Origin of the sequence: Anoxybacillus andreesenii (genome assembly GCF_030813005.1) — a bacterium.
GTDB lineage: Bacteria > Bacillota > Bacilli > Bacillales > Cytobacillaceae > Robertmurraya > Robertmurraya andreesenii.
In genome coordinates this window covers 33,732-53,530 of sequence record NZ_JAUSTU010000017.1, presented here as the reverse complement: position 1 = coordinate 53,530, position 19,799 = coordinate 33,732, and the positions used below count along the sequence as shown (strand labels likewise).

General features: G+C 40.9%; 15 protein-coding genes. 10 read left to right on the top strand and 5 right to left on the bottom strand.

All coding sequences use genetic code 11. From position 1 onward, the window contains the following. Nucleotides 1-42 precede the first annotated feature (42 nt). The 3 genes from J2S07_RS16085 to secA2 form a co-directional block, all read right to left on the bottom strand. Nucleotides 43-2,553 (bottom strand): 5'-nucleotidase C-terminal domain-containing protein, encoded by a 2,511-nt coding sequence (locus J2S07_RS16085; RefSeq protein WP_307151432.1) that lies wholly within the window; start codon nt 2,551-2,553, stop codon nt 43-45. Between the two features lie 314 nt (nt 2,554-2,867). Beyond that, complete coding sequence (locus J2S07_RS16080; protein WP_307151431.1) at nt 2,868-3,761, bottom strand: accessory Sec system S-layer assembly protein; 894 nt, start codon at nt 3,759-3,761, stop codon at nt 2,868-2,870. A gap of 53 nt (nt 3,762-3,814) precedes the next feature. Continuing rightward, nucleotides 3,815-6,181 carry an accessory Sec system translocase SecA2 gene (secA2, locus tag J2S07_RS16075; RefSeq protein ID WP_307151442.1) on the bottom strand — a complete coding sequence of 789 codons (2,367 nt, stop codon included), beginning with the start codon at nt 6,179-6,181 and terminating at the stop codon, nt 3,815-3,817. A 315-nt stretch (nt 6,182-6,496) separates the two neighbouring features. Here secA2 and J2S07_RS16070 point away from each other — a divergent pair, with 315 nt between their 5' ends. Further along, nucleotides 6,497-7,546, top strand: coding sequence for a glycosyltransferase family 4 protein (locus tag J2S07_RS16070; RefSeq protein WP_307151430.1), 1,050 nt, complete (start codon nt 6,497-6,499; stop codon nt 7,544-7,546). A 142-nt stretch (nt 7,547-7,688) separates the two neighbouring features. Here the strand turns inward: J2S07_RS16070 and J2S07_RS16065 are convergent, their stop codons facing one another. Together J2S07_RS16065 and J2S07_RS16060 are read right to left on the bottom strand one after the other, a co-directional pair. Next, on the bottom strand, nt 7,689-8,705 hold the full coding sequence (locus tag J2S07_RS16065) for an LCP family protein (RefSeq protein WP_307151429.1): 1,017 nt from the start codon (nt 8,703-8,705) through the stop codon (nt 7,689-7,691). Nucleotides 8,706-8,815: 110 nt separating this feature from the next. Next, nucleotides 8,816-9,451: a YigZ family protein gene (locus J2S07_RS16060; protein ID WP_307151428.1), complete on the bottom strand. Its 636-nt coding sequence runs from the start codon at nt 9,449-9,451 to the stop codon at nt 8,816-8,818. A 371-nt stretch (nt 9,452-9,822) separates the two neighbouring features. On the opposite strand from J2S07_RS16060, the gene J2S07_RS16055 reads away from it, so the two are divergent. The 9 genes from J2S07_RS16055 (at nt 9,823) to J2S07_RS16020 (ending at nt 19,274) form a co-directional block, all read left to right on the top strand. Beyond that, complete coding sequence (locus J2S07_RS16055; protein WP_307151427.1) at nt 9,823-10,962, top strand: sensor histidine kinase; 1,140 nt, start codon at nt 9,823-9,825, stop codon at nt 10,960-10,962. Nucleotides 10,963-11,043: 81 nt separating this feature from the next. Further along, nucleotides 11,044-11,730, top strand: a complete 687-nt coding sequence (locus J2S07_RS16050) for a response regulator (RefSeq protein WP_307151426.1) — start codon at nt 11,044-11,046, stop codon at nt 11,728-11,730. A 345-nt stretch (nt 11,731-12,075) separates the two neighbouring features. Next, on the top strand, nt 12,076-13,893 hold the full coding sequence (locus tag J2S07_RS16045) for an LTA synthase family protein (protein ID WP_307151425.1): 1,818 nt from the start codon (nt 12,076-12,078) through the stop codon (nt 13,891-13,893). Between the two features lie 311 nt (nt 13,894-14,204). After that, complete coding sequence (gene sda / locus J2S07_RS21975) at nt 14,205-14,354, top strand: sporulation histidine kinase inhibitor Sda (RefSeq protein ID WP_370872854.1); 150 nt, start codon at nt 14,205-14,207, stop codon at nt 14,352-14,354. A 104-nt stretch (nt 14,355-14,458) separates the two neighbouring features. Next, entirely contained in the window at nt 14,459-15,190 is a 732-nt protein-coding gene (locus tag J2S07_RS16040) for an NERD domain-containing protein (RefSeq protein ID WP_307151424.1), read from the top strand. Between the two features lie 246 nt (nt 15,191-15,436). Then, nucleotides 15,437-16,276: a fatty acid kinase binding subunit FakB gene (gene fakB, locus J2S07_RS16035; RefSeq protein WP_307151423.1), complete on the top strand. Its 840-nt coding sequence runs from the start codon at nt 15,437-15,439 to the stop codon at nt 16,274-16,276. A 193-nt stretch (nt 16,277-16,469) separates the two neighbouring features. After that, nucleotides 16,470-17,975, top strand: coding sequence for an ATP-dependent helicase ComFA (locus tag J2S07_RS16030; protein ID WP_307151422.1), 1,506 nt, complete (start codon nt 16,470-16,472; stop codon nt 17,973-17,975). Continuing rightward, nucleotides 17,965-18,675, top strand: a complete 711-nt coding sequence (locus tag J2S07_RS16025) for a ComFC family protein (protein WP_307151421.1) — start codon at nt 17,965-17,967, stop codon at nt 18,673-18,675. Before J2S07_RS16030 ends, J2S07_RS16025 begins: the two co-directional genes overlap by 11 nt. 167 nt (nt 18,676-18,842) lie before the next feature. Beyond that, nucleotides 18,843-19,274, top strand: a complete 432-nt coding sequence (locus tag J2S07_RS16020; RefSeq protein ID WP_307151441.1) for a TIGR03826 family flagellar region protein — start codon at nt 18,843-18,845, stop codon at nt 19,272-19,274. The last annotated feature ends 525 nt before the right edge of the window (nt 19,275-19,799 follow it).

The following is a 19,799-nucleotide window of genomic DNA, read 5'->3' as shown; positions in this document are numbered from 1 at the left end:
TTATTTTTCATTAATACCGGAAAGGCCTTCTCTTCTTATAGCTTAAAAAATGCTTTCCCCATCTACTTGGATGTCCTCAAAGTCAAACTCCGTCCCAAGAAGCTGAGATAAATCTAGATTGCCTTTGACAGTGATTTTTCGGAATGCAGCATCCTTTTCTAATTGGCCCTTTAACATTAAATTTCCAAGAACTGTCACATGCTCGAAAACGGATGTGCCAGTCACATTGACGATGACGTTGCCGTTATATACCTTCGGAGCTGCTGCTGTTCCGGAGAATTCTGCTCCATCCATTTCTAGGGTTGTCCTGCCTGCAACATCAATGATTCGGCCTTCCATTTGTGGATTAACTGTAGTAAGGGTTCTCAGGTGTTCAGCGAAATTTTCCCAATCGGAAAGACCAAGATCGATTACGCGTCCTTCCTCATAGATCTTCTTGAACACGTCAAAGCCATCTCCGCCCTTTGCCGTAAAAGCATTGGTTGCGATCGTATAGGTCTCTTCATCCTGTATGTCGACAAATGAGTCTCCGTCGTGATATTTGATGGATACAATCCGCTCACCTACGGGCTTAGATGAATCAAACTCCACCTTAGAGCCAGAAACATGTAAGAATCCACCATTTTCAAGTGGGTAATTACTGACGCTTTTTTCAAAGGCTTGCTTTAACTCAGCACCAGTTAATTCCATTAATGCTAAGGTGTTGCCGAATGGGAGAACCTCTATGACTTCCCCGACTGTAATCGGCCCTTTATCAATCGCTGCTCGAATACCGCCTCCATTTTGAAGCGCCATAATAACATTGGCATTATGTTGTCTAGCCCTTGCAAGCATGCCATCGGTAATCACATTTCCAAGTGGTGTTTCATTTTTACGGACACTTGGCTTTGTATTATCTCCACCAGTACGTGGATTTTCTAATGCTATTTCAGCTGTTGCTCCCGTTGGTGTTGTTTTGATTTCGGCTATACGCTCAGAATACTTCTTCAATAAGTCCTTCGCTTCTGGGTCATCAGCAAGGTCACCAATCTTAATTAGTTGACCATTATGCTTTGTCACGACTCCATTTTTGTCAAAGGTAACATCGAGTGTACCGAGGTAATCTGCATATTGGTATGCTTGTACAATAATCGTTGATGACGTCTTTTTATCAATCACAACAGGCTCTTTTAACTCGGTGTGGCTATGTCCGCCAACGATGACATCGATTCCTTCGACGGCCTTGGCAAGTTCCAAATCATTATCAACGGCAGGGTTATCATCAAAGCCAATATGAGTAATAGCAACAATTTTGTTAATACCCATCTTTTCAAATTCAGCAACCATTTTCTTTGCATCTTCAATATAGTTAGAGAAGGTGATTTCCCCAGGAGATGAAATATCCTTTGTATCGGCTGTTGTTAAACCGAAAATACCAATTTTTTCACCCTTTACCTCTTTCACAATGCCTGTATAGATATTGCCCTTCTCAGGTTTTGTCGATATTTTTGTATTAAAGAGGCCTGTAAATTTTTCATCCTTGGAAAAATCAACATTGGCTGATACAAACGGGAAGTTGGCTCCTCTAATAAAATCAACTAATGCTTGATGGCCCTCTGGTGTTGAACCGAGGTCAAACTCATGGTTTCCAAAAGTCATTGCATCAACCTTCATGAGATTCATAAATTCAAGATCAGCTTGTCCTTGAAACTCATTGAAGTAAAGTGTCCCCGAAAAAACATCTCCGGCATCAAGTAGGAGGGCATCGGGCTTTTTCGCACGAACTTCCTTAACGGCAGTTACTCTTTTTGCCGCATTGTCCAAGTGGGCATGGGTGTCATTGAAATGCATAATATTAAGCTCAAATTCTTTTGGTGTTTCTCCACCTGATGAAGGGGGCTGGACTGGTGGTGTTTCTGGTTTCTTTTCGACTGCTACTTCGGTTCGAACGACAAAAGAAGCAATTTGTCCTCTTGTGACAGAATCGGAAGGTGAGAAGGTCGTTGCTGAGGTCCCTTTTGTAATACCATGCTTAAATAATGTGTTGATATAACTAGCAAAGGCATCAGTACTTTTGACATCCTGGAACGGGTGATCTTTTGAGGTGGATTCTTGAAGCTTGTACCCTAAGGTAAGTATTTTTGCCATTTCGGCGCGAGTTAATTTGTCGTTTGGCCTGAACGTTTTATCCGGAAAACCATTTAGAATTCCAGCTTCTGCTAGGGCCGCAATGGAACCGTAAAATTCGTTGTCCGTAGTGAGATCAGAAAAGCCAGGGTTTTTAACTGATTTAGTATCAAGTTTAAGTGAGGCTGCTAGAATTTTTGCAGCTTGTCCTCGTGTAACAAAGGATTCTGGCTTGTATGTGCCATCTGGAAATCCGTTAATAATTCCACGGGCTGCGAGCTGTAAGACAGCATCATAATAATCCTTTTTTGGATCTAAATCTGAGAAGGCCTGCCCTTTTGTGGATGCTCCCACTGGAGAAGCAGTCGCCACAATGGTTCCAGTAATCATGGATGCACTGATGACGGCCTTGAACATGCTTTGATACGATTTACTAGATTTAAACATTTCCATTCCCCCGTAATATTTTTTTGCTTTTTCGCAAAGAAAAAAATGAATGACGCCAGCAACACCCCTTTTTGAGCTAGATTTAAGCATAGCAAGGTCTTAATGATGGTTTCGCTTAAATAATAGCAATCTACTATATGTTTATTGTTGAGCCAGCGTAAATATTCTATTAATTAGGAGGGAAGTGGGAACGACGAGTATGGAAGGACAAAAAAAGACAAAGTCCATTCGGTTTAGGCAAACCGTCATAAGAGAAGACTTTGTCTTTGTTTTGCAGATGGAGTTATTTTAGTTTGTAATTTTTGATGTGAACATTACCCCTGCACAACCTCCACCGACCAGCGCGTTAAATCTGGCTCCTTCTTCTGCACTAAGCTTGCAGGGAAGTGGAACGTCCATGGTTTTGTTGTGTTGGCTTTGACTTCGAAATTCTCAAGGGCAAAGCCTCCTGTAGCCACAATTTCTCCTGTTGCATCTTTTACGGCTAGAGGCAGCTTTTCAAAGCGAATATCTTTGTTTGAACCATTTCGGATGAATACGGAAACAGACAAATCTCCCTTATCATTCAGAGAGGTTTGGAAGCCCATAAAGTTGACTTCGCCTTCTTTAGGAGGAGTAATTTTATCAAAAAGTTCTTGCAGCATCATTTTTTGTTCCTCTGGTAAGGCTTGCTCCCAGCTTTCATGCAGGTCTAGCTTATGCTTCGCCTTCAGTTCAAAAGCAAGTGTCCAGCCTTCGCGTGAGAAGCTGTCCTGGTGAAAAGAGCTACTTGGGAATGCAAAGGCCCATGGACGGCTGCTCTTGGCAGGAATTTCACCAAGTTCACCAAGGTCAAATGGGTGCCTAGCAAGAATTTGCTTATCTTGATCAAGCAAAAGGAGTGTTACCTCGCCAATTTTTATTCCTTTGTCTAAGCTGTTTCTGACAAAGGCTGTTACTTCAACCCCATCAGAAAGATTGTTGATTTCAATTCCTGAAAGGGATATTTGATTTGGTTTAAGAGGTGCTAGTTCGTTATTTAGGAACCTTAATACATATTGCTGCTCGGTTGTTAAATTCCAAGATGGATGGACCGATAAGGTGGTCTCTACCTCAGTCTGATCGGTGGTTTCTCCAGTCTCGTTAAGTAATTCCTCAGAGGAAATATGAGATTCCTTCCCGCTTTTTTTTACTTTTTGGTCTTTCTTTCTATTAAAAATGGATAGCATTCGTCAAATTCCTTCTTTCTACTGATTCGATAAATTTTATCAATAGGGGAGGCTCATTCCGAAATCGGAAGAATCCCCTGTAAATATCTTGCTGTTGCAATAGAAATTTCCTTTTCAATCTTGTAGTAAGAATTCGTGAAGAGTTCGAGTGCATCCTGTTGATATAAACGCATCGGATCCTCCTGCTGATAAGAGCGGAGGCCGACCCCTTCTTTTAAACGATTCATTAGTTCAATATGGTGTATCCAATTTCCATCTAAAATGGATAGCATTACATTTTTGATTATCTCTTGAGCTTCCGGATTACCTGACTCTTTGAGTGCTTCAATCTCGCCGAGGTACTTGTCTAGTGTTGGTTGTATGGTTTCTTGAAGAAGCCTTTTATCCTCGAGGGATTCGGTAAGATCAAACTCTTGGTTCGGGAACAAGGCCTGCAGGAATCCCTGAAGGTGTGAACTTCCTTTACGTACTACTCCCTCGTCCTCGATAAATAAAGCTGAAATTTCATGTTCCACACTGGATGTTAACATGGATTGAAGAAGGCCAAATAAATCCTTTTCCTCTAATATAGTGTTTCTTAATTGGTATATAATATTTCGTTGCTCGTTAATAATGTCGTCAAGCTTCAGATTGTATTCCCGCATGGAGAAGTTGGCGCCTTCTACAATGCGCTGGATGCGGTCAACAAATTCAGGGATTTTCTTGTTCTCAATCAGTCCATTTTCTCCGACAACAAGGCTTTTGTTGAATTTTTCGAGATCGTCCTTTGCGAAACGAACAAACATATCATCCTCAAGGGAGATAAAAAATTGAGATGAGCCTGGGTCGCCTTGTCGACCAGAACGTCCTCTTAATTGATTATCAATACGGCGGCTCTCATGCTTTTCGGTACCAAGTACGTGGAGACCACCTAATTGATCGACCCCTTCGCCTAAAAGAATATCTGTGCCACGACCTGCCATGTTCGTGGCAATCGTGATATGTCCTCTTTGACCAGCATCCGAAATCATGCGAACCTCCTGCTCAACGCTTTTTGCATTCAGGATTTCATAAGGAAGCCCTTCCTTGTCAAAGTACTTTGCTATGGCCTCTGATTGTAAAATGGAGGTCGTTCCCACAAGAACTGGCTGCCCCTTAGCATGTCGTTCGGCGACTTCCTTCGTGACGGCTGTGTATTTTTGTTCAATTGTTTGATACACACGGTCAGGCATGTCCTCACGAATTTTTGGACGGTTTGTAGGGATTTGAACAACTTGCATGCCATAGACCTGTTCAAATTCTTTCTCCTCCGTTTTTGCTGTTCCGGTCATACCAGAAAGGAGTGGGTACATTCTGAAATAGTTCTGAATCGTAATGGATGCCTGAGTCTTATTTTCTTCCGTAATTTCAAGATTTTCTTTTGCCTCGATGGCCTGATGCAGCCCGTCACTTAGTGTTCTTCCCTCCATAATTCTTCCGGTGAACATATCAACGAGCATAATTTTTCCATCCTGGACAATGTAATCGACATCACGCTTGAACATGACGTGAGCCCGAACGGATTGAATGACATAATGGTATAAAGTTTGATGCTCTAAATCATATAGGTTATCCACATCAAATGCCTTTTCAACCGCTTCAATTCCTTCATCTGTTAAGCTGGTTGCTTTTGTTTCATCATCAAAGGTGTAGTGTGTATCCTTCACAAATCGTTTGGCGAGGCGAGAGGCGATATAGTGAAGCTCGTCACTTGACTTCATTTTTCCTGCGATAATCAGTGGTGTCTTTGCTTCATCAATTAGGACACTGTCTACCTCGTCTATAATTGCAAAATGATAGGGACGCTGAACCTTTTCCTCGATGCTTGTGACCATATTATCTCTCAAAAAGTCAAAGCCAAACTCCGTGCCGACCCCGTAAGTAATATCAGCCTGATAGGCAAGCTTTTTTTCCTCAGGGGACATCATCGGTAAGTTAAGGCCAACGGTTAATCCAAGAAATTCATGGATGTGTCCGATATTGTCTCTATCGCGCTTTGCAAGATAATCATTGACGGTTATCACGTGAACGCCTTTTCCTTCTAAAGCTCGCAGGTAGCTTGGAAGGGAGGCGACAAGCGTTTTACCCTCACCAGTGGCCATTTCGGCAATATTTGCTTCGGTTAGAACTAAGCCTCCAATCAGCTGGACGTCAAAATGGCGCATGTTAAGAACCCGCTTCGAGGCTTCTCGTACGGTTGCAAAGGCTTCTACCTTAATATCATCAATGGTTTTTCCAGATTGAAGAAGGCTTTTGAATTTGTCCGTTTGCGCTTTGAGCTGTTCATCTGAATATTTGGAAAGTGTATCTTCAAGTTGATTTATTTGCTCGACTATTTTATAGTAGCGTTTTAGTCGTTTTTCATTTGAATTTCCTAACGTATTTTTAAGAAACGTTATCATCAAAGGGTACGCTCCTTCTAGCATGGTTTATACTTATCATTTAATAATCTTATCAAATACCTAAAAAAATTACTACAAAGATAAGAAACTAGTAAAAATATGCAACTTTAATGTGGAACTTACGTCAAATAGAGTGTATTCTGTGAAAGCTTGTTGTCCCTCTGAAAAATTGCATTCCCTTCTATTGATATAGATGATATAATCATAGAAGTGTTTGATGTCCATCTAGTTAAGGTTAGCTAACACAAGATGATCTTAAAATTGACATGTTATTTCAATTATGTATTGGTTAAGCTACGTATAAGGAGGTATTCCATGGTTTATGTAACCTTATTCCTTTGCTTCATTGCTTCCGTTTTGATTACACCTTTGGTAAAAAAACTGGCGATTGCGATTGGAGCGACTGATAAACCAAATGCGCGAAAAGTTCACCAGAAAATTATGCCCCGACTTGGTGGGTTAGCAATATATATCAGTTTTATCATTGGTTTTCTCATTTTGAGACCTACGGATGATTCCATTTCTGCCGTCCCAATTATTATTGGCAGTTTTATCATTATTATCACAGGTGTTCTGGATGATCGATTTGAATTATCTGCAAAAGTGAAGTTAATTGGTCAATTATTAGCAGCTGGGGTTGTTGTATTAGGCGGAATTCAGTTGGAGTTCATCAACATGCCATTTGGTGGCGAGCTCCAATTTGGTATTTTTAGTATTCCATTGACCATTCTTTGGATTGTAGGGATTACGAATGCCATAAACCTCATTGACGGTCTCGATGGATTAGCGGCCGGGGTGTCATCGATTGCCCTAATAACCATTTCTGGAATGGCGATTCTTATGGGCGATATGTTTGTTATGAGTGTAGGATTGATTTTATTAGGAAGCACCCTAGGGTTTCTTGTTTATAACTTCCACCCAGCCAAGATTTTTATGGGAGACACGGGTGCATTGTTCTTAGGGTTTATGATCTCTGTTTTGGCCCTTTTAGGGTTCAAAAATATTACGATTTTTTCATTAATCGTCCCGATTATTATTCTTGGTGTTCCCATTTCTGATACATTTTTTGCGATCATTAGACGATTTGTAAATAAGCAGCCGTTATCGGCACCAGATAAATCACATTTGCACCATTGTTTGTTACGCTTGGGCTATTCCCATAGACAAACGGTCCTTATTATTTACGGAATTGCAGCCATGTTTGGATTAGCAGCTGTTATTTTCTCACAGGCTACATTATGGGGTGCATTACTTGTTATGGGTGTTCTTCTCATCGCCATTGAAGTATTTGTTGAAAAAATTGGCCTTATTGGCAAAGACTACAAACCATTGCTTAAATTTTTGAGCCAAAGAAAATTTGGATAATACATCAAGCTGCTTTCCGTTTGGAGGGCAGTTTTTTTTCTTCTTGGAATTTTGGGGGAGAGAGATGAATATGTTAATGGTACTTGGGTATTTTAATTATAAAGAAAAAACGCCTTTCCGGTTGGAAAAGCGTTTTTAGTATTTATGAATTTGCATCATCCGCATATTGTTTCTCTGATGTCGTTAAGGTGCCGAGATGAGACTTTAATACCCGTTTTGTGAGGTCTAGTCCATCTTCATCTAGCTGGTAGTAGTAAACCCCACCGATATAAGAATCGTCACCCTTAAGTGTTAAGGTTTCAATTTGAAGTGAAGTTCCTGCGGTCGCATAATCAAAAAGAGATTTCATATCATTGAAGGTTAGGTCTGTTGTAAGGTTATCGCCAACTGCTTCAATGACGTCTGCATATTTTGTAAATCCTTTTGCTGAAATGGCTTTGTTAATAATGGCTTTCAATATTTCCTGCTGTCTTTTTCCACGTTCAATATCACTGTCTTTTTTACGCGTTCTTGCCAGTGCCAAAGCCTCTTCTCCATCCAGCTCCTGTAGCCCCTTTTTAAGGTTGATGGCATGTGCTCTATCTTTTGAATCCATTTCACTTAAGTTATACGGGACATCCACTTCAATGCCGCCTAAAGCATCCACCACATCAATGAAGGCATTGAAATTCATCTTTACATAATAATCGACTGGAATGTCGAAAAGTTCTTCCACCGTTTCAATTGTTGCAGCCGGTCCCCCATAAGCATGGGCATGGGTGATTTTATCCTCTTTCCTAATTTCAGGGATATACACATAAGCATCACGTGGAATACTTAATAGTTTAATAGATTTGGCTTTCTCATTGAATGTAGCCAACATGAGAGCGTCTGAGCGGGATCCGCTTTTAAAATCTCGTGTATCACTGTCATCTACCCCGATAAAAAGGATAGAGGTGTTATCGACTTTTGGATCGGCCTTCGCTACGTTTTTCGCTTTCTCTCTTTCGATAGGGTGGTATGAATCGTTTATAACTGAATGTGCCTTATTGTATAAGAATGCACCATACGTAGTAGCACCCAATATAAGAACAAGAAAGGGGGTCAAAATCCAAAGCGTTATTTTCTTACGACGTTTTTTTCTTTTAGTAGCTTTATATTTTTGTCTATTAATAGACATAGATTTTCTCCTTTTTATTAGCGTTTTTAAGATATTATTGAAATGCAACTAAATGACTATTATTTCCACATTTCATTCTACAATCTTTTTCCCCATTCGTAAATTGAAATTTAGATGACATCCTCTTCCAAATACAATTTTTGCCCTTCACGGACCTCGCATTGCCCGTTCGTTAGCTCGATCATCCAATTCGTAAAAGCTTCCGTTTGACCTTTTTCGACAAAGACTTCAATTTCGACATTTTCGAGGTAGTGGATTTCTTTGACTTTGTAGATGGAGGAGCGCAGTTCATTCTCGAGCTTGCCAAGCCAGGTGTAATCGACTTTCGTATGCATGATAGTCATCAGTTTTCTTTCGACAATCCCAGTTGCGTTAAGTCCCTCAGAGGTTGCTTTCCCGTATGCGCGAATGAGTCCGCCTGCGCCTAGCTTGATGCCGCCAAAGTACCGGGTCACAACGACAACGGTATCCTTTACATGTCGTTTCTTGAGCACTTCGAGGATTGGGACCCCGGCCGTTCCGCTCGGTTCTCCGTCATCATTGGCTTTTTGAATTTGGTCGTTTTCGCCGATGAGGTAGGCGGAGCAGTTATGAGTGGCATTCCAATGCTGCTTTTTAATCAATTGAATAAACTCCTGGGCTTCCTCTTCTGTCTCAGCCCTTGTCACATGAGCAATAAAGCGTGATTTTTCAATGACAATTTCATTTTCGCCGTAGCCCTTTACCGTATGATAGTATGGGAGCACATGATCACTCCTTAGATTTTTTAGACACAATGTTCAATAGTTCGAAAAATGTCGGGTTTCGTCTATTCTATTATAATTCGACAAGACTATCAGTTCAAATTAACATGCGCTTGTAATATAACTTTAACATGACTGTCTTTTTGTCATGGTATACTTATGGAAGTGATATAGTAAAATAGTTTTTAATAGGAATTTAGACTTGGGTTTATAGGTTAAATGGCATGGATGAGAAAAAATAGTCTCGTTCTTTTTGATGATTTTTAGTGTGAATACTATTATTTCCAAGTTAGAAAGATAGTATATTTTGTAAATTCAAGGTAAAATATTTCTGAGAGGAAAAGGTTTTTTGATTCCCTTGGAGGAATAAGTATATGATAAAAAAATTCGATACGAAAACTCTTGATGTGATCTTGGATAAAATGGTTGAGACCGTAGGAAATAGTAAGGATGAAATCTTTCGCATTGGTGAACAGTGCCGACAGGATTATGAAGGCCTGACCGCTGAGTTGAAGGAAGTCCGAGCAATGGTTTCTCAAATCATTCAAGAGGGGGATAAGCTTGACAATCGATCCCGCTTGGCAAGGAAGCGGCTATCAGAGGTCAGTATGCACTTCAAGAAATACACTGAGGCTGAGGTCCGGGAGGCATATGAAAGAGCTCATCAATTTCAAATGGAACTGACGATGAATCGCCAGATGGAAAAGCAGCTACGTCAACGAAGAGATGATATTGAGCGGCGACTTCTGGGGCTTTCTGAAACGATTGAGAAAGCCGAGCACCTTGTTTCACAGATTTCGGTCGTCATGAATTACTTGACGAGTGATTTGAAGCAGGTGGGAGAGGTTCTTGAGGATGCGAAGCTGAAGCAGGATTTCGGGCTGAAAATCATTGAGGCACAGGAGGAAGAACGGAAACGTCTTTCTCGTGAAATTCACGACGGGCCTGCGCAAATGATGGCAAATGTTATGATGAGGTCGGACTTAATTGAAAAGGTCTACAAAGAATACGGTGCCAATGAGGCTTTGTGTGAGGTTAAAAATCTGAAAAAGATGGTTCGCAATGCCTTGTATGAGGTTCGGCGCATTATTTATGACCTGCGTCCGATGGCACTTGATGATTTAGGATTAGCCCCGACCCTCAGAAAATACCTACAAACGATCGAAGAATATCATAGTAAGACTAGAATTAGCTATAGGAATATTGGTGAGGAAAAAAGACTTCCGTCGAAGTATGAGGTGGCATTGTTCCGGCTTGTACAGGAATCGGTTCAGAATGCCCTCAAGCATGCGAATGCAAAAGAAATAAGTGTTAAATTAGAGATGACAAGAGAATATGTTACTGTTTTGATTAAGGATGATGGACAAGGCTTTGATATAAATGAGAAAAAAGCTGAGTCTTTTGGGATTATTGGCATGAAAGAAAGAGTGGATCTCCTCGATGGAGAGATGTCCATAGATTCCAAAATTGGAGAAGGGACGATTGTGCTCATTCGGGTCCCATTGGATAGTTAGATAGACGAAAGTCTGATTGTTAAGTGAAATGGATTTTTTTATGATGAAAAAATTTTAGAGAAGGCATAGGGAGGCGAAATTATGACTACCAAGATTATCATAATAGATGACCATCAATTGTTCCGTGAAGGGGTTAAGAGAATATTAGACTTCGAAAAGTCCTTTGAGGTGGTGGCCGAGGGGGATGATGGTAGTGAAGCAGTCGCATTAGTGGAAAAGTTCCATCCAGATGTTGTGATTATGGATATTAATATGCCAACTGTCAACGGTGTGGAAGCGACTCGCCAGCTAGTAGAAAAATTTCCGCAGACGCAGGTTATTATTTTATCGATCCATGATGATGAGAACTATGTGCAGCATGCCCTTAAGACTGGAGCAGCTGGATATTTATTGAAGGAAATGGATGCGGATGCATTGATCGAGGCTGTGAAGGTTGTAGCCGATGGAGGTGCGTACTTGCATCCAAAGGTTACTCATAATCTCGTGAAGGAATATCGTCGTCTAGCACTGGAGGAAGTAAATGTTAGCGGTGGCTATGTGCAGCAGGTTGAAATTCGCCGCCCACTCCATTTGCTCACTCGTCGGGAATGTGAGGTTCTCCAGTTGCTAGCAGATGGAAAGAGCAACCGTGGCATTGGCGAAGCACTATTTATCAGTGAAAAAACCGTCAAAAACCACGTCAGCAATATCCTCCAAAAAATGAATGTAAATGACCGGACTCAAGCAGTTGTCGTCGCAATTAAAAACGGCTGGGTCGAGGTAAGATAACCGAAACGCTGCATGGGTGAATCGTGCTCCGATTGTTTAATAACATCTAACAATCGGAGTTCCGTTCAACCTATCAGCGTTTTTTTTTTGCCTTTTTGACAGAGCGGATGGTGGCTGGCAGGTATTGAGTGTCCACCTCAGAAAGACAATTTTGGGAAAATGTCCATGGATGGTACCAGGTACCGCCAGCCGGGCGGTACCTGGTACCTACTAATCGGATATTAATGATGGAAAGTGGAGAGTCTATGGATTAAAATCATAGAGGGAGAGGTTAAGAATGTTTCCTACAATCTATCAATGAATGGGGGGCATTTTGCATTGAACGCTATTTTTAGGAGTGAAATTATGTTTCAGCTTTTGAAGGAATATGTCCGGTACGGAGTTTTTACATTACTGTGGTTTTTTAAACTATACTATTTTGCTAAGACACTTGGGCTTAAATTTGTAACGCTGCCGTTCTATATGGTGAGTGGGGGAAGCATATTATTGCTTAGTTTTTGGATTCTTTTATTAAAAAAGAAGAAAAAAGGTCTGATTATCCTAGATATTATTCTTACGATTATTATTTTAGGGGATATCGTGTATTTCCGCTATTTTGGGGATTTTCTAAGCCTGTCCCTTATTCAGCAGGCTGGACAAATGGGAGATATCAAGGATAGTATTGCGGCCTTATTTAGATGGAGTGACCTGTGGCTGTTTGGAACTTTTCTACTTTATTTTATCCCGTTTAAAGAAGCCGAATTTGATTGGAAATGGAGAACAGGCTTTTCAATTGGAACATTATTGATTGGACTTTTTATGTTTTTGCAGCCTGTCAATCAATACATTAACACGAACGGTAAAGCTCTTTTTCTCAATAACTGGTGGAATGTCAGCATCTATAACATTGTGGGACTTCCAGGCTTTCATGGTTATGACGCCTATCAAACGATTCAGGAATGGATGAACAGGAGAGAGCTTACGAGTGAAGAAATTGATGAACTGAACCAGTATTTAGATAAAAAACAAAAGGAACCCGCCTTGGAATTCGGCAAGTACAAAGGGAAAAATGTGATTGTATTGCAGCTCGAAGCGATACAAAGTTTTCTGATAGGGAAGTCCATTAACGGACAAGAAATTACTCCGAACATGAATCAGTTTATCAACGAAATGTATTACTTCCCAAATGCTTATCATCAAGCCTTCCAAGGTCGTACGAGTGATGCTGAATTTGTGACAAATACTTCATTATATCCAGTTACGAAGGGTGTCGTTTATAAGAGATATGGAACCCACAAATATCCTTCGATTGCTAGTTCTTTGAAAAAGAAAGACTATCATACCTTCGCTTTTCATGCTTGGGAAAAGAGCTTCTGGAATCGGGCTCAAGTCTATAAAAATTATCCTTTTGACACGTTCTATGGGATAGAGGATTTCAAAAGCAAGGAACAGGTCGGTTGGAGTGTCGGGGATGAGCCGATGCTAGTTGAAATGGTAGATGTTCTGAAAGAGTCACAGCCTTTTTATGGCTTTGGAATTACGCTTTCAAGCCACCATCCTTATACCATTGATGGAAAATACTATGAGTTGAATGTAGAGGGTATTGAGGATAATTTGTTAAGGCATTATATCCACGCGGCTCATTATGTAGACAGGGCCCTTGGAACCTTTAAGAAAAAAATGGAGGCAGAAGGTCTTTGGGATAACACAATTGTGTTTATATACGGTGATCATGATGCCGGTATTACCTTAACTGATCATGATAGAAGTGTGTTGGATATGGGAAATAATAACTTTACCGATTGGAATATGAAAAAGGGTATTGTTTATTTTGCCCATGCACCTGGTCAAAAAGAGGGCATGACCATTGAACATCCTGTTGGCCAAGCAGACACTGCTCCAACTATTCTTTCTTGGCTTGGAATTGAGAAACCTAGAGGAATGCTAGGACAACATATTTTAGAAGACGAGAAAAATGTCTTTTTCCGCGATGGTTCATTTGTAACGAATACAAACATCTATCAGGCCTCAATTGACGGCATCTTTGAAAAAGGCATTTGCATTGATTTGGCTTCCCACCAAGATGTTGATGTGAACAGCTGTAAGAAGCCATATTCTAAAGGACTGGAAGCTTTAAAGTTTTCCGATCGAATCGTAGAGTATAACTTCTTCGGGAAAAAATAAGAGCGGTATTAGAAGTATAAATCAAAAATTATAATAAAAAATCTGTCCAAGCTCTCATTTAGATTAGATTTCCTAAATGAGAGCTTCTTTTTAGTGTAAGTGTCCACCCCAGAAAGACAAAATACAGAAAATGTCCACGGATGGTACCAGGTACCGCCTGGGGCGGCGGTACCTGGTACCAATAAAATGTGATTTGTGTCACAAAAATGTCAAGGGAATTTGAAATTATAGTGACAATGGAGTGGAAGGTATTTACAAATTATGTCGAAAAAGGTATTAATGTGATATAAGATACAGGCCTAAAGGAGGAGATTAAGATAACTTCTTTAATATCCCTATCCGATACCCAACTGGTTGATGTTTTCAGTAGAGCCATAGAGTGTGGCTTAGAAGAAGAGTTTATCCAGATACTAGACGAGGAATTGAAAAGGCGGGGTCTTGAGATTAAAAGAATAAGCTAGTAAAGAACCAACTAGATAGAAGGAAGGTAACAAACATAAGAGGTGCTGTGATTTTTTCATGGCGCCTTTTTTCAGGATTTTCTAAAAAATAAGGGGGTCAGTCCTTGATTTATCTGATAATCTTATTCGTGATGGCTGCTTGCGTTGTTCAGCTGCCGGTCTTTAAGGAGTATGCCAAGGGAGGAAGAGTCCGCCATTTTCTGAAGACGTTAAATTCAGATGAAAATTATATTGTTCTTCATGATCTCATCCTTGCGACTCCTAACGGGAAAATGACTCATATCGACCATCTTGTTCTCTCAATCTACGGCGTATTTGTCATTGAAACGAATAATTATAAGGGACGAATAGGTGGAGAGGAAAAGAAAAAGTATTGGACACAGAGCCTTTTTGGGAGAGAGAAGAAATTTTACAGCCCGATTTTCCAAACCTACATACATATTCATACATTGGAACAATTAATAGGCTGCAAGCCATACGTTTCGATCATTACCTTTCGTCCCCGGGTGACCATAGACCAAATTCATGTGACACAAGACTGGCTGTACATCACTCATGATAAACAGATTCTCAAGATAATCAAGCAATACAAGGAACGGCTTATTTCTCAGGATGAATTAATAAGGATGGAAAATGTGATTTTAAAGAACCTGGTGATTGACAAGAATGCCATAAATAAAAAGAACCTTGTTGAACATAGTGAAAAGAGTGTATTCGCAAAAGCAAGGTCCTGTCCAAAGTGTGGAGGAAAGCTGGTTGTAGGGAAGGGAAGATACAATGCTGTTTCCAGCTGTTCCAATTTTCCAGCCTGCCGGTTTGTCGACAAATCGGGATGATACGTGACATATATTTGAAACTTTCTTCCGCATGAATAATGCATTTTCGAGTGTTTTCATATAAAATGGATACTAAACATATAGTATAAGGAAAATTTAAGAAAAAAGTGTCTGTATTCGTTTGGTGAATGGTGCGGGAATGAGATTCTTTGCTTTTATCACTATTATCGTATATTGATTAATACACCGTACGGTAGCCATGAATTGGATGGGCATGCAGAAAAAAATAAGGATGGTAAACCATTTATGAAAACAGCTGTTGTCACGGATAGTACAGCGTACATCCCGAAAGAAGTGCGAGATAAGTTAAATATTCATATGATTCCTCTAAGTGTTATTTTTGGAAATGAGACGTATAAAGAAGAAATCGAAATTCAAGCAGAAGAATTTTATGAAGAGGTCAAAACGAAGGAATTACCAACTACGTCACAACCCTCTACAGGGGAGTTCGTTACTCTCTTTGAAAATCTAGCAAAAGACTATGATGCGGTGATCAGCATTCATTTATCAAGTGGAATTAGTGGTACATATCAGGGGGCTGTCACAGCTGGAGAAATGGTAGAAGGAATTGAGGTCTACCCATTTGACTCCGAAATTAGCTGTATGGTCCAAGGTTTCTATGTCCTAGAGGCTGCTGAAATGGCACAGGCTGGAAAAGCCCCAGAGGAAATTCTTGTTCGTCTAGATGAAATGAAAAAATCTGTGCGTGCCTATTTCATGGTCGATGATTTAGCTCATCTACAGCGCGGTGGGAGACTTTCAAGTGCGCAAGCGATCATTGGAAGCCTGCTACAAGTAAAGCCGCTTCTACACTTTGAAAATAAAAAAATTGTTCCATTTGAAAAAATTCGTACCCGCAAAAAAGCGATGAAACGTATCGTCGATCTGCTCGAGGAAGATGCTAAAAGCGGGGAAGCCTACCAGGCTGTCATCATCCATGCCAATCAAAAAGCGGAGGCTGAGGAATGGAAGGCGGAGCTTGAAGCCAAGCTACCTAATGTGGAATTTTCTGTCAGCTATTTCGGAGCCGTAATTGGAAGCCATCTTGGTGAAGGCTCCATGGGACTTGGCTGGGTGAAAAAATAAGGTTATTTTCGTACGGATTGCGGTTTTGATCATGCTTGAGATAAGAGCCAAACATAATGTCTAAAACGTCACTCGATTGGGTGGCGTTTTTTAAATTCTAATATGTTATAATGACGGAAAAGAAGGAGGTAATCAGTATATGTGAGTAATGACTCATCTAACCAAATTTCTAACAATAATCGAGGTGTTCCTATTGAGATTTGCCTTAATAGATAACAAACTAGTTCCAGAACCCCTTCTAGTAGAATCCACACCTACCAAACCAATAACCCAGCACGACGTGATTCCACAACCACCTCAGAATCCAAGCTATTCCTTCAATCACGACCTACAAGATCTTCTAACAGGTAAGCAGCTTCTCCTAGATGACATTCCAAACTCCATCCAAGAAATTCAAGCTCATTATGAAAATGGCTATCTTCTGTTACGGAAGGGGATCACTTTTCGTAAAAACAAACCAAAATGTGAACGGTGTGGAAATGAAGCCCCAAGCTGGTTCGCTGTGTTTCCATGCTCAAGATGTCGGGAATCCTGCATTTATTGCCGCAAATGCATCATGATGGGCAGGGTGAGCTCGTGCACGCTCCTGTATAGCTGGATAGAAAATGAACATATAGACGCTCAGCCCTTCGAATCGCCGCTCCTTTCCTGGACCGGCACCCTCTCCCCAGGACAACAGACCGCATCTGCTCAAGTGGTTGAAGCGATCCAGGGCAATAAGGAGTACCTGGTCTGGGCAGTCTGCGGAGCAGGAAAAACGGAAGTCCTTTTTGAAGGCATTCACTACGCTCTTCTTCAGGGAAAAAGGGTCTGCATCGCCACTCCACGAACCGACGTCGTCCTTGAATTAACGCCCCGTCTTCAAGCCGTATTTCCTACCATCCAAGTCGCTTCACTTTACGGCGGCTCAGAGGATCGCCATAAAAATGCCCAGCTCACGATCACAACCACCCACCAACTCCTTCGTTTCTATCACGCCTTTGATACGATGATCCTTGATGAAGTTGATGCCTTTCCATATTCCGTGGAGGAAGCCCTGCAGCATGCGGTCAAACAGGCCCGGAAAACAACCTCTTCTATGATCTATCTGACCGCAACACCAAATTCTCAATGGCAAAAGGAATGCCGCCTCGGAAAAAGAGATTTCGTGACAATTCCAGCTCGTTACCATCGACATCCCCTTCCTGTTCCACATTTTGTCTGGTGCGGCAATTGGCACAAATCACTAAAGCAGAATAGGCTCCCACGCAATGTCATGCAGTGGCTCCAAGAGCGTACCGAATCAAACAAGCAAGCCCTCTTTTTTATCCCAAAAATCGATTTGATCCCGAAAATTCTTCCGATTCTAAAGCAGCTCCATCCCAATATTGAAGCCGTACATGCAGAGGACCCTCGTCGTAAGGAAAAGGTTCAAGCGATGCGGAACAAGGAGCTTCTCATTCTAATGACGACCACTATTTTAGAAAGGGGAGTGACCTTCCCGAATCTTGATGTAGCCATACTCGGTTCAGAGGATCGTATTTTCACGGAGAGTGCCCTTGTGCAAATCGCTGGAAGGGTAGGGAGGAGCGCTCAGTTTCCATCAGGGGATATTACTTTTTTCCATTTCGGAAAGACCGAAGCCATGATCAAAGCGAGAAACCAGATTACCGCGATGAACAAAGAGGCGCTCGAGAAGGGACTGATTGATGTTGAGTGAACATTGCCTATTTTGTCATGGTGAAATGGGTGCTCGAGTCAGCTGGGCCTGCTTTTTTGAAGAAGCCGAGGAATCCTTTCTTTGTCCATCATGTGAAGCACAATTAACCGAGATTCAAGGCGAAACATGCCAAATCTGCTGCCGGCCCCTTGAAAAATTAGACCCTCAATACATTCATGGTGATCTCTGCTATGACTGCCTACGTTGGGAGGAGGACCCGGAATGGAAAGGGTTCTTGCGAAAAAATGATTCTCTCTATCTATACAATGATTTTCTTAAAGAATTGATAAGCCAATATAAATTCCGTGGCGATTACATTCTAGCGAAGGCTTTTTCAAGAAAGATTAATGAAAAACTGCGGAGGATTGAGTACGATTACATCGTTCCGATCCCACTCAGCACGAAGCGGCAATTCGAACGGGGCTTTAACCAATCTGAGGCACTCATTCGAGAGGCGGGACTTTCACCTGCTTATCTCCTGCAACGAACCCACAGTGAAAAGCAATCGAAAAAATCACGATCGGAGAGAATCCATATTCCTCAGGTGTTTGAGCTGAAGGCAGAGTCGGGGATTAAGGACAAGAAAATTCTCCTTATCGACGATATCTACACCACAGGTTCAACCTTGAGACATGCAGCAAAAATTATGATGCAAGCAGGGGCCAAATCCGTCATGTCCTTCACTCTCGCACGTGGCTAGCAATGAGGACCGACTGCTAGCAGCTGCTATTTTTCTGCTATTTATCTGCTAGCAAAGTGATAGCATTTCTTAGTAGACTATATTTTCCATAAAGATTTCATATTCTTCCAGCCCTCTTCACGTTATAATGGAGGCAAGGAATGTTTCGTGGAAAGGAGATTCAGACAATGGATGAACTGACAAATTGCCCGAAATGTGGAGATATTTTTGTCAAAAATAAGTTTCGCGATATATGTCAGAAATGCTGGAAGGAAGAAGAAGAGGCCTACGAAAAGGTCTATCAATTCATTCGCAAACGTGAAAATCGTGCGGCTACCATCCAGCAGGTTGAAGAAGCAACCAGAGTAGAAGAAGAATTAATCCTAAAATTTATTAAAACCGGCCGTCTCAAGCTCACCCAGTTTCCTAATCTTGGCTACCCATGCGACAAGTGCGGGAAGATTATCCAAAAGGGGAAAATTTGTAGCTCCTGCGCCGAAAAACTAAGAAAAGAACTTGAAATACATAAAGCTGAAGAAGAACGCAAAAAGGAAATTGAAAGAAGAGAAAGGCAAGCTACCTACTTTGCAGTTGATGAGAAGTATCGTGGCGGCAACTAAATCCGTGTGCTGAGGCATGCGGGTTTTTTGGATAAGAAAGCATAAGATTATGGAATCTGCCACGGTCACCTGGATTGTAACGGGTTGTCTTCTGGGGGACAAAAATAACATATGTAATAACAATAAATTAGCAAAGAAAGACTGCGTTTTTATATAAAAATCGCAGTTTTTTTTCGTTATTTATCCATGTTTGAAAAATAAACGGAAAAATTCCTTTTAAATTGGGAAATACCCATATTTCCCGAAATATAAGGGGAGGTTTTCCGTTTATCTTATCCAAATCTTTGGATTTTGTCTTATTTAGAGCAGTTTATCGGAATTTCTCCGCTTATATCTGCTTCTTAAGCCTCCCTTTTATGCATTAGCCGGAAATTCTCCGCCTATGAATTCTCATACCTACACGAAAATCAAAAATGAAAAATAATAGAGCCACAGATATAAAAAATGAACATAAAATTCGTAATCAAAATTGCAGAAAAATAGCATTGTACAACAGCTAATGTACAAGGTTAATTTACTGCTAAA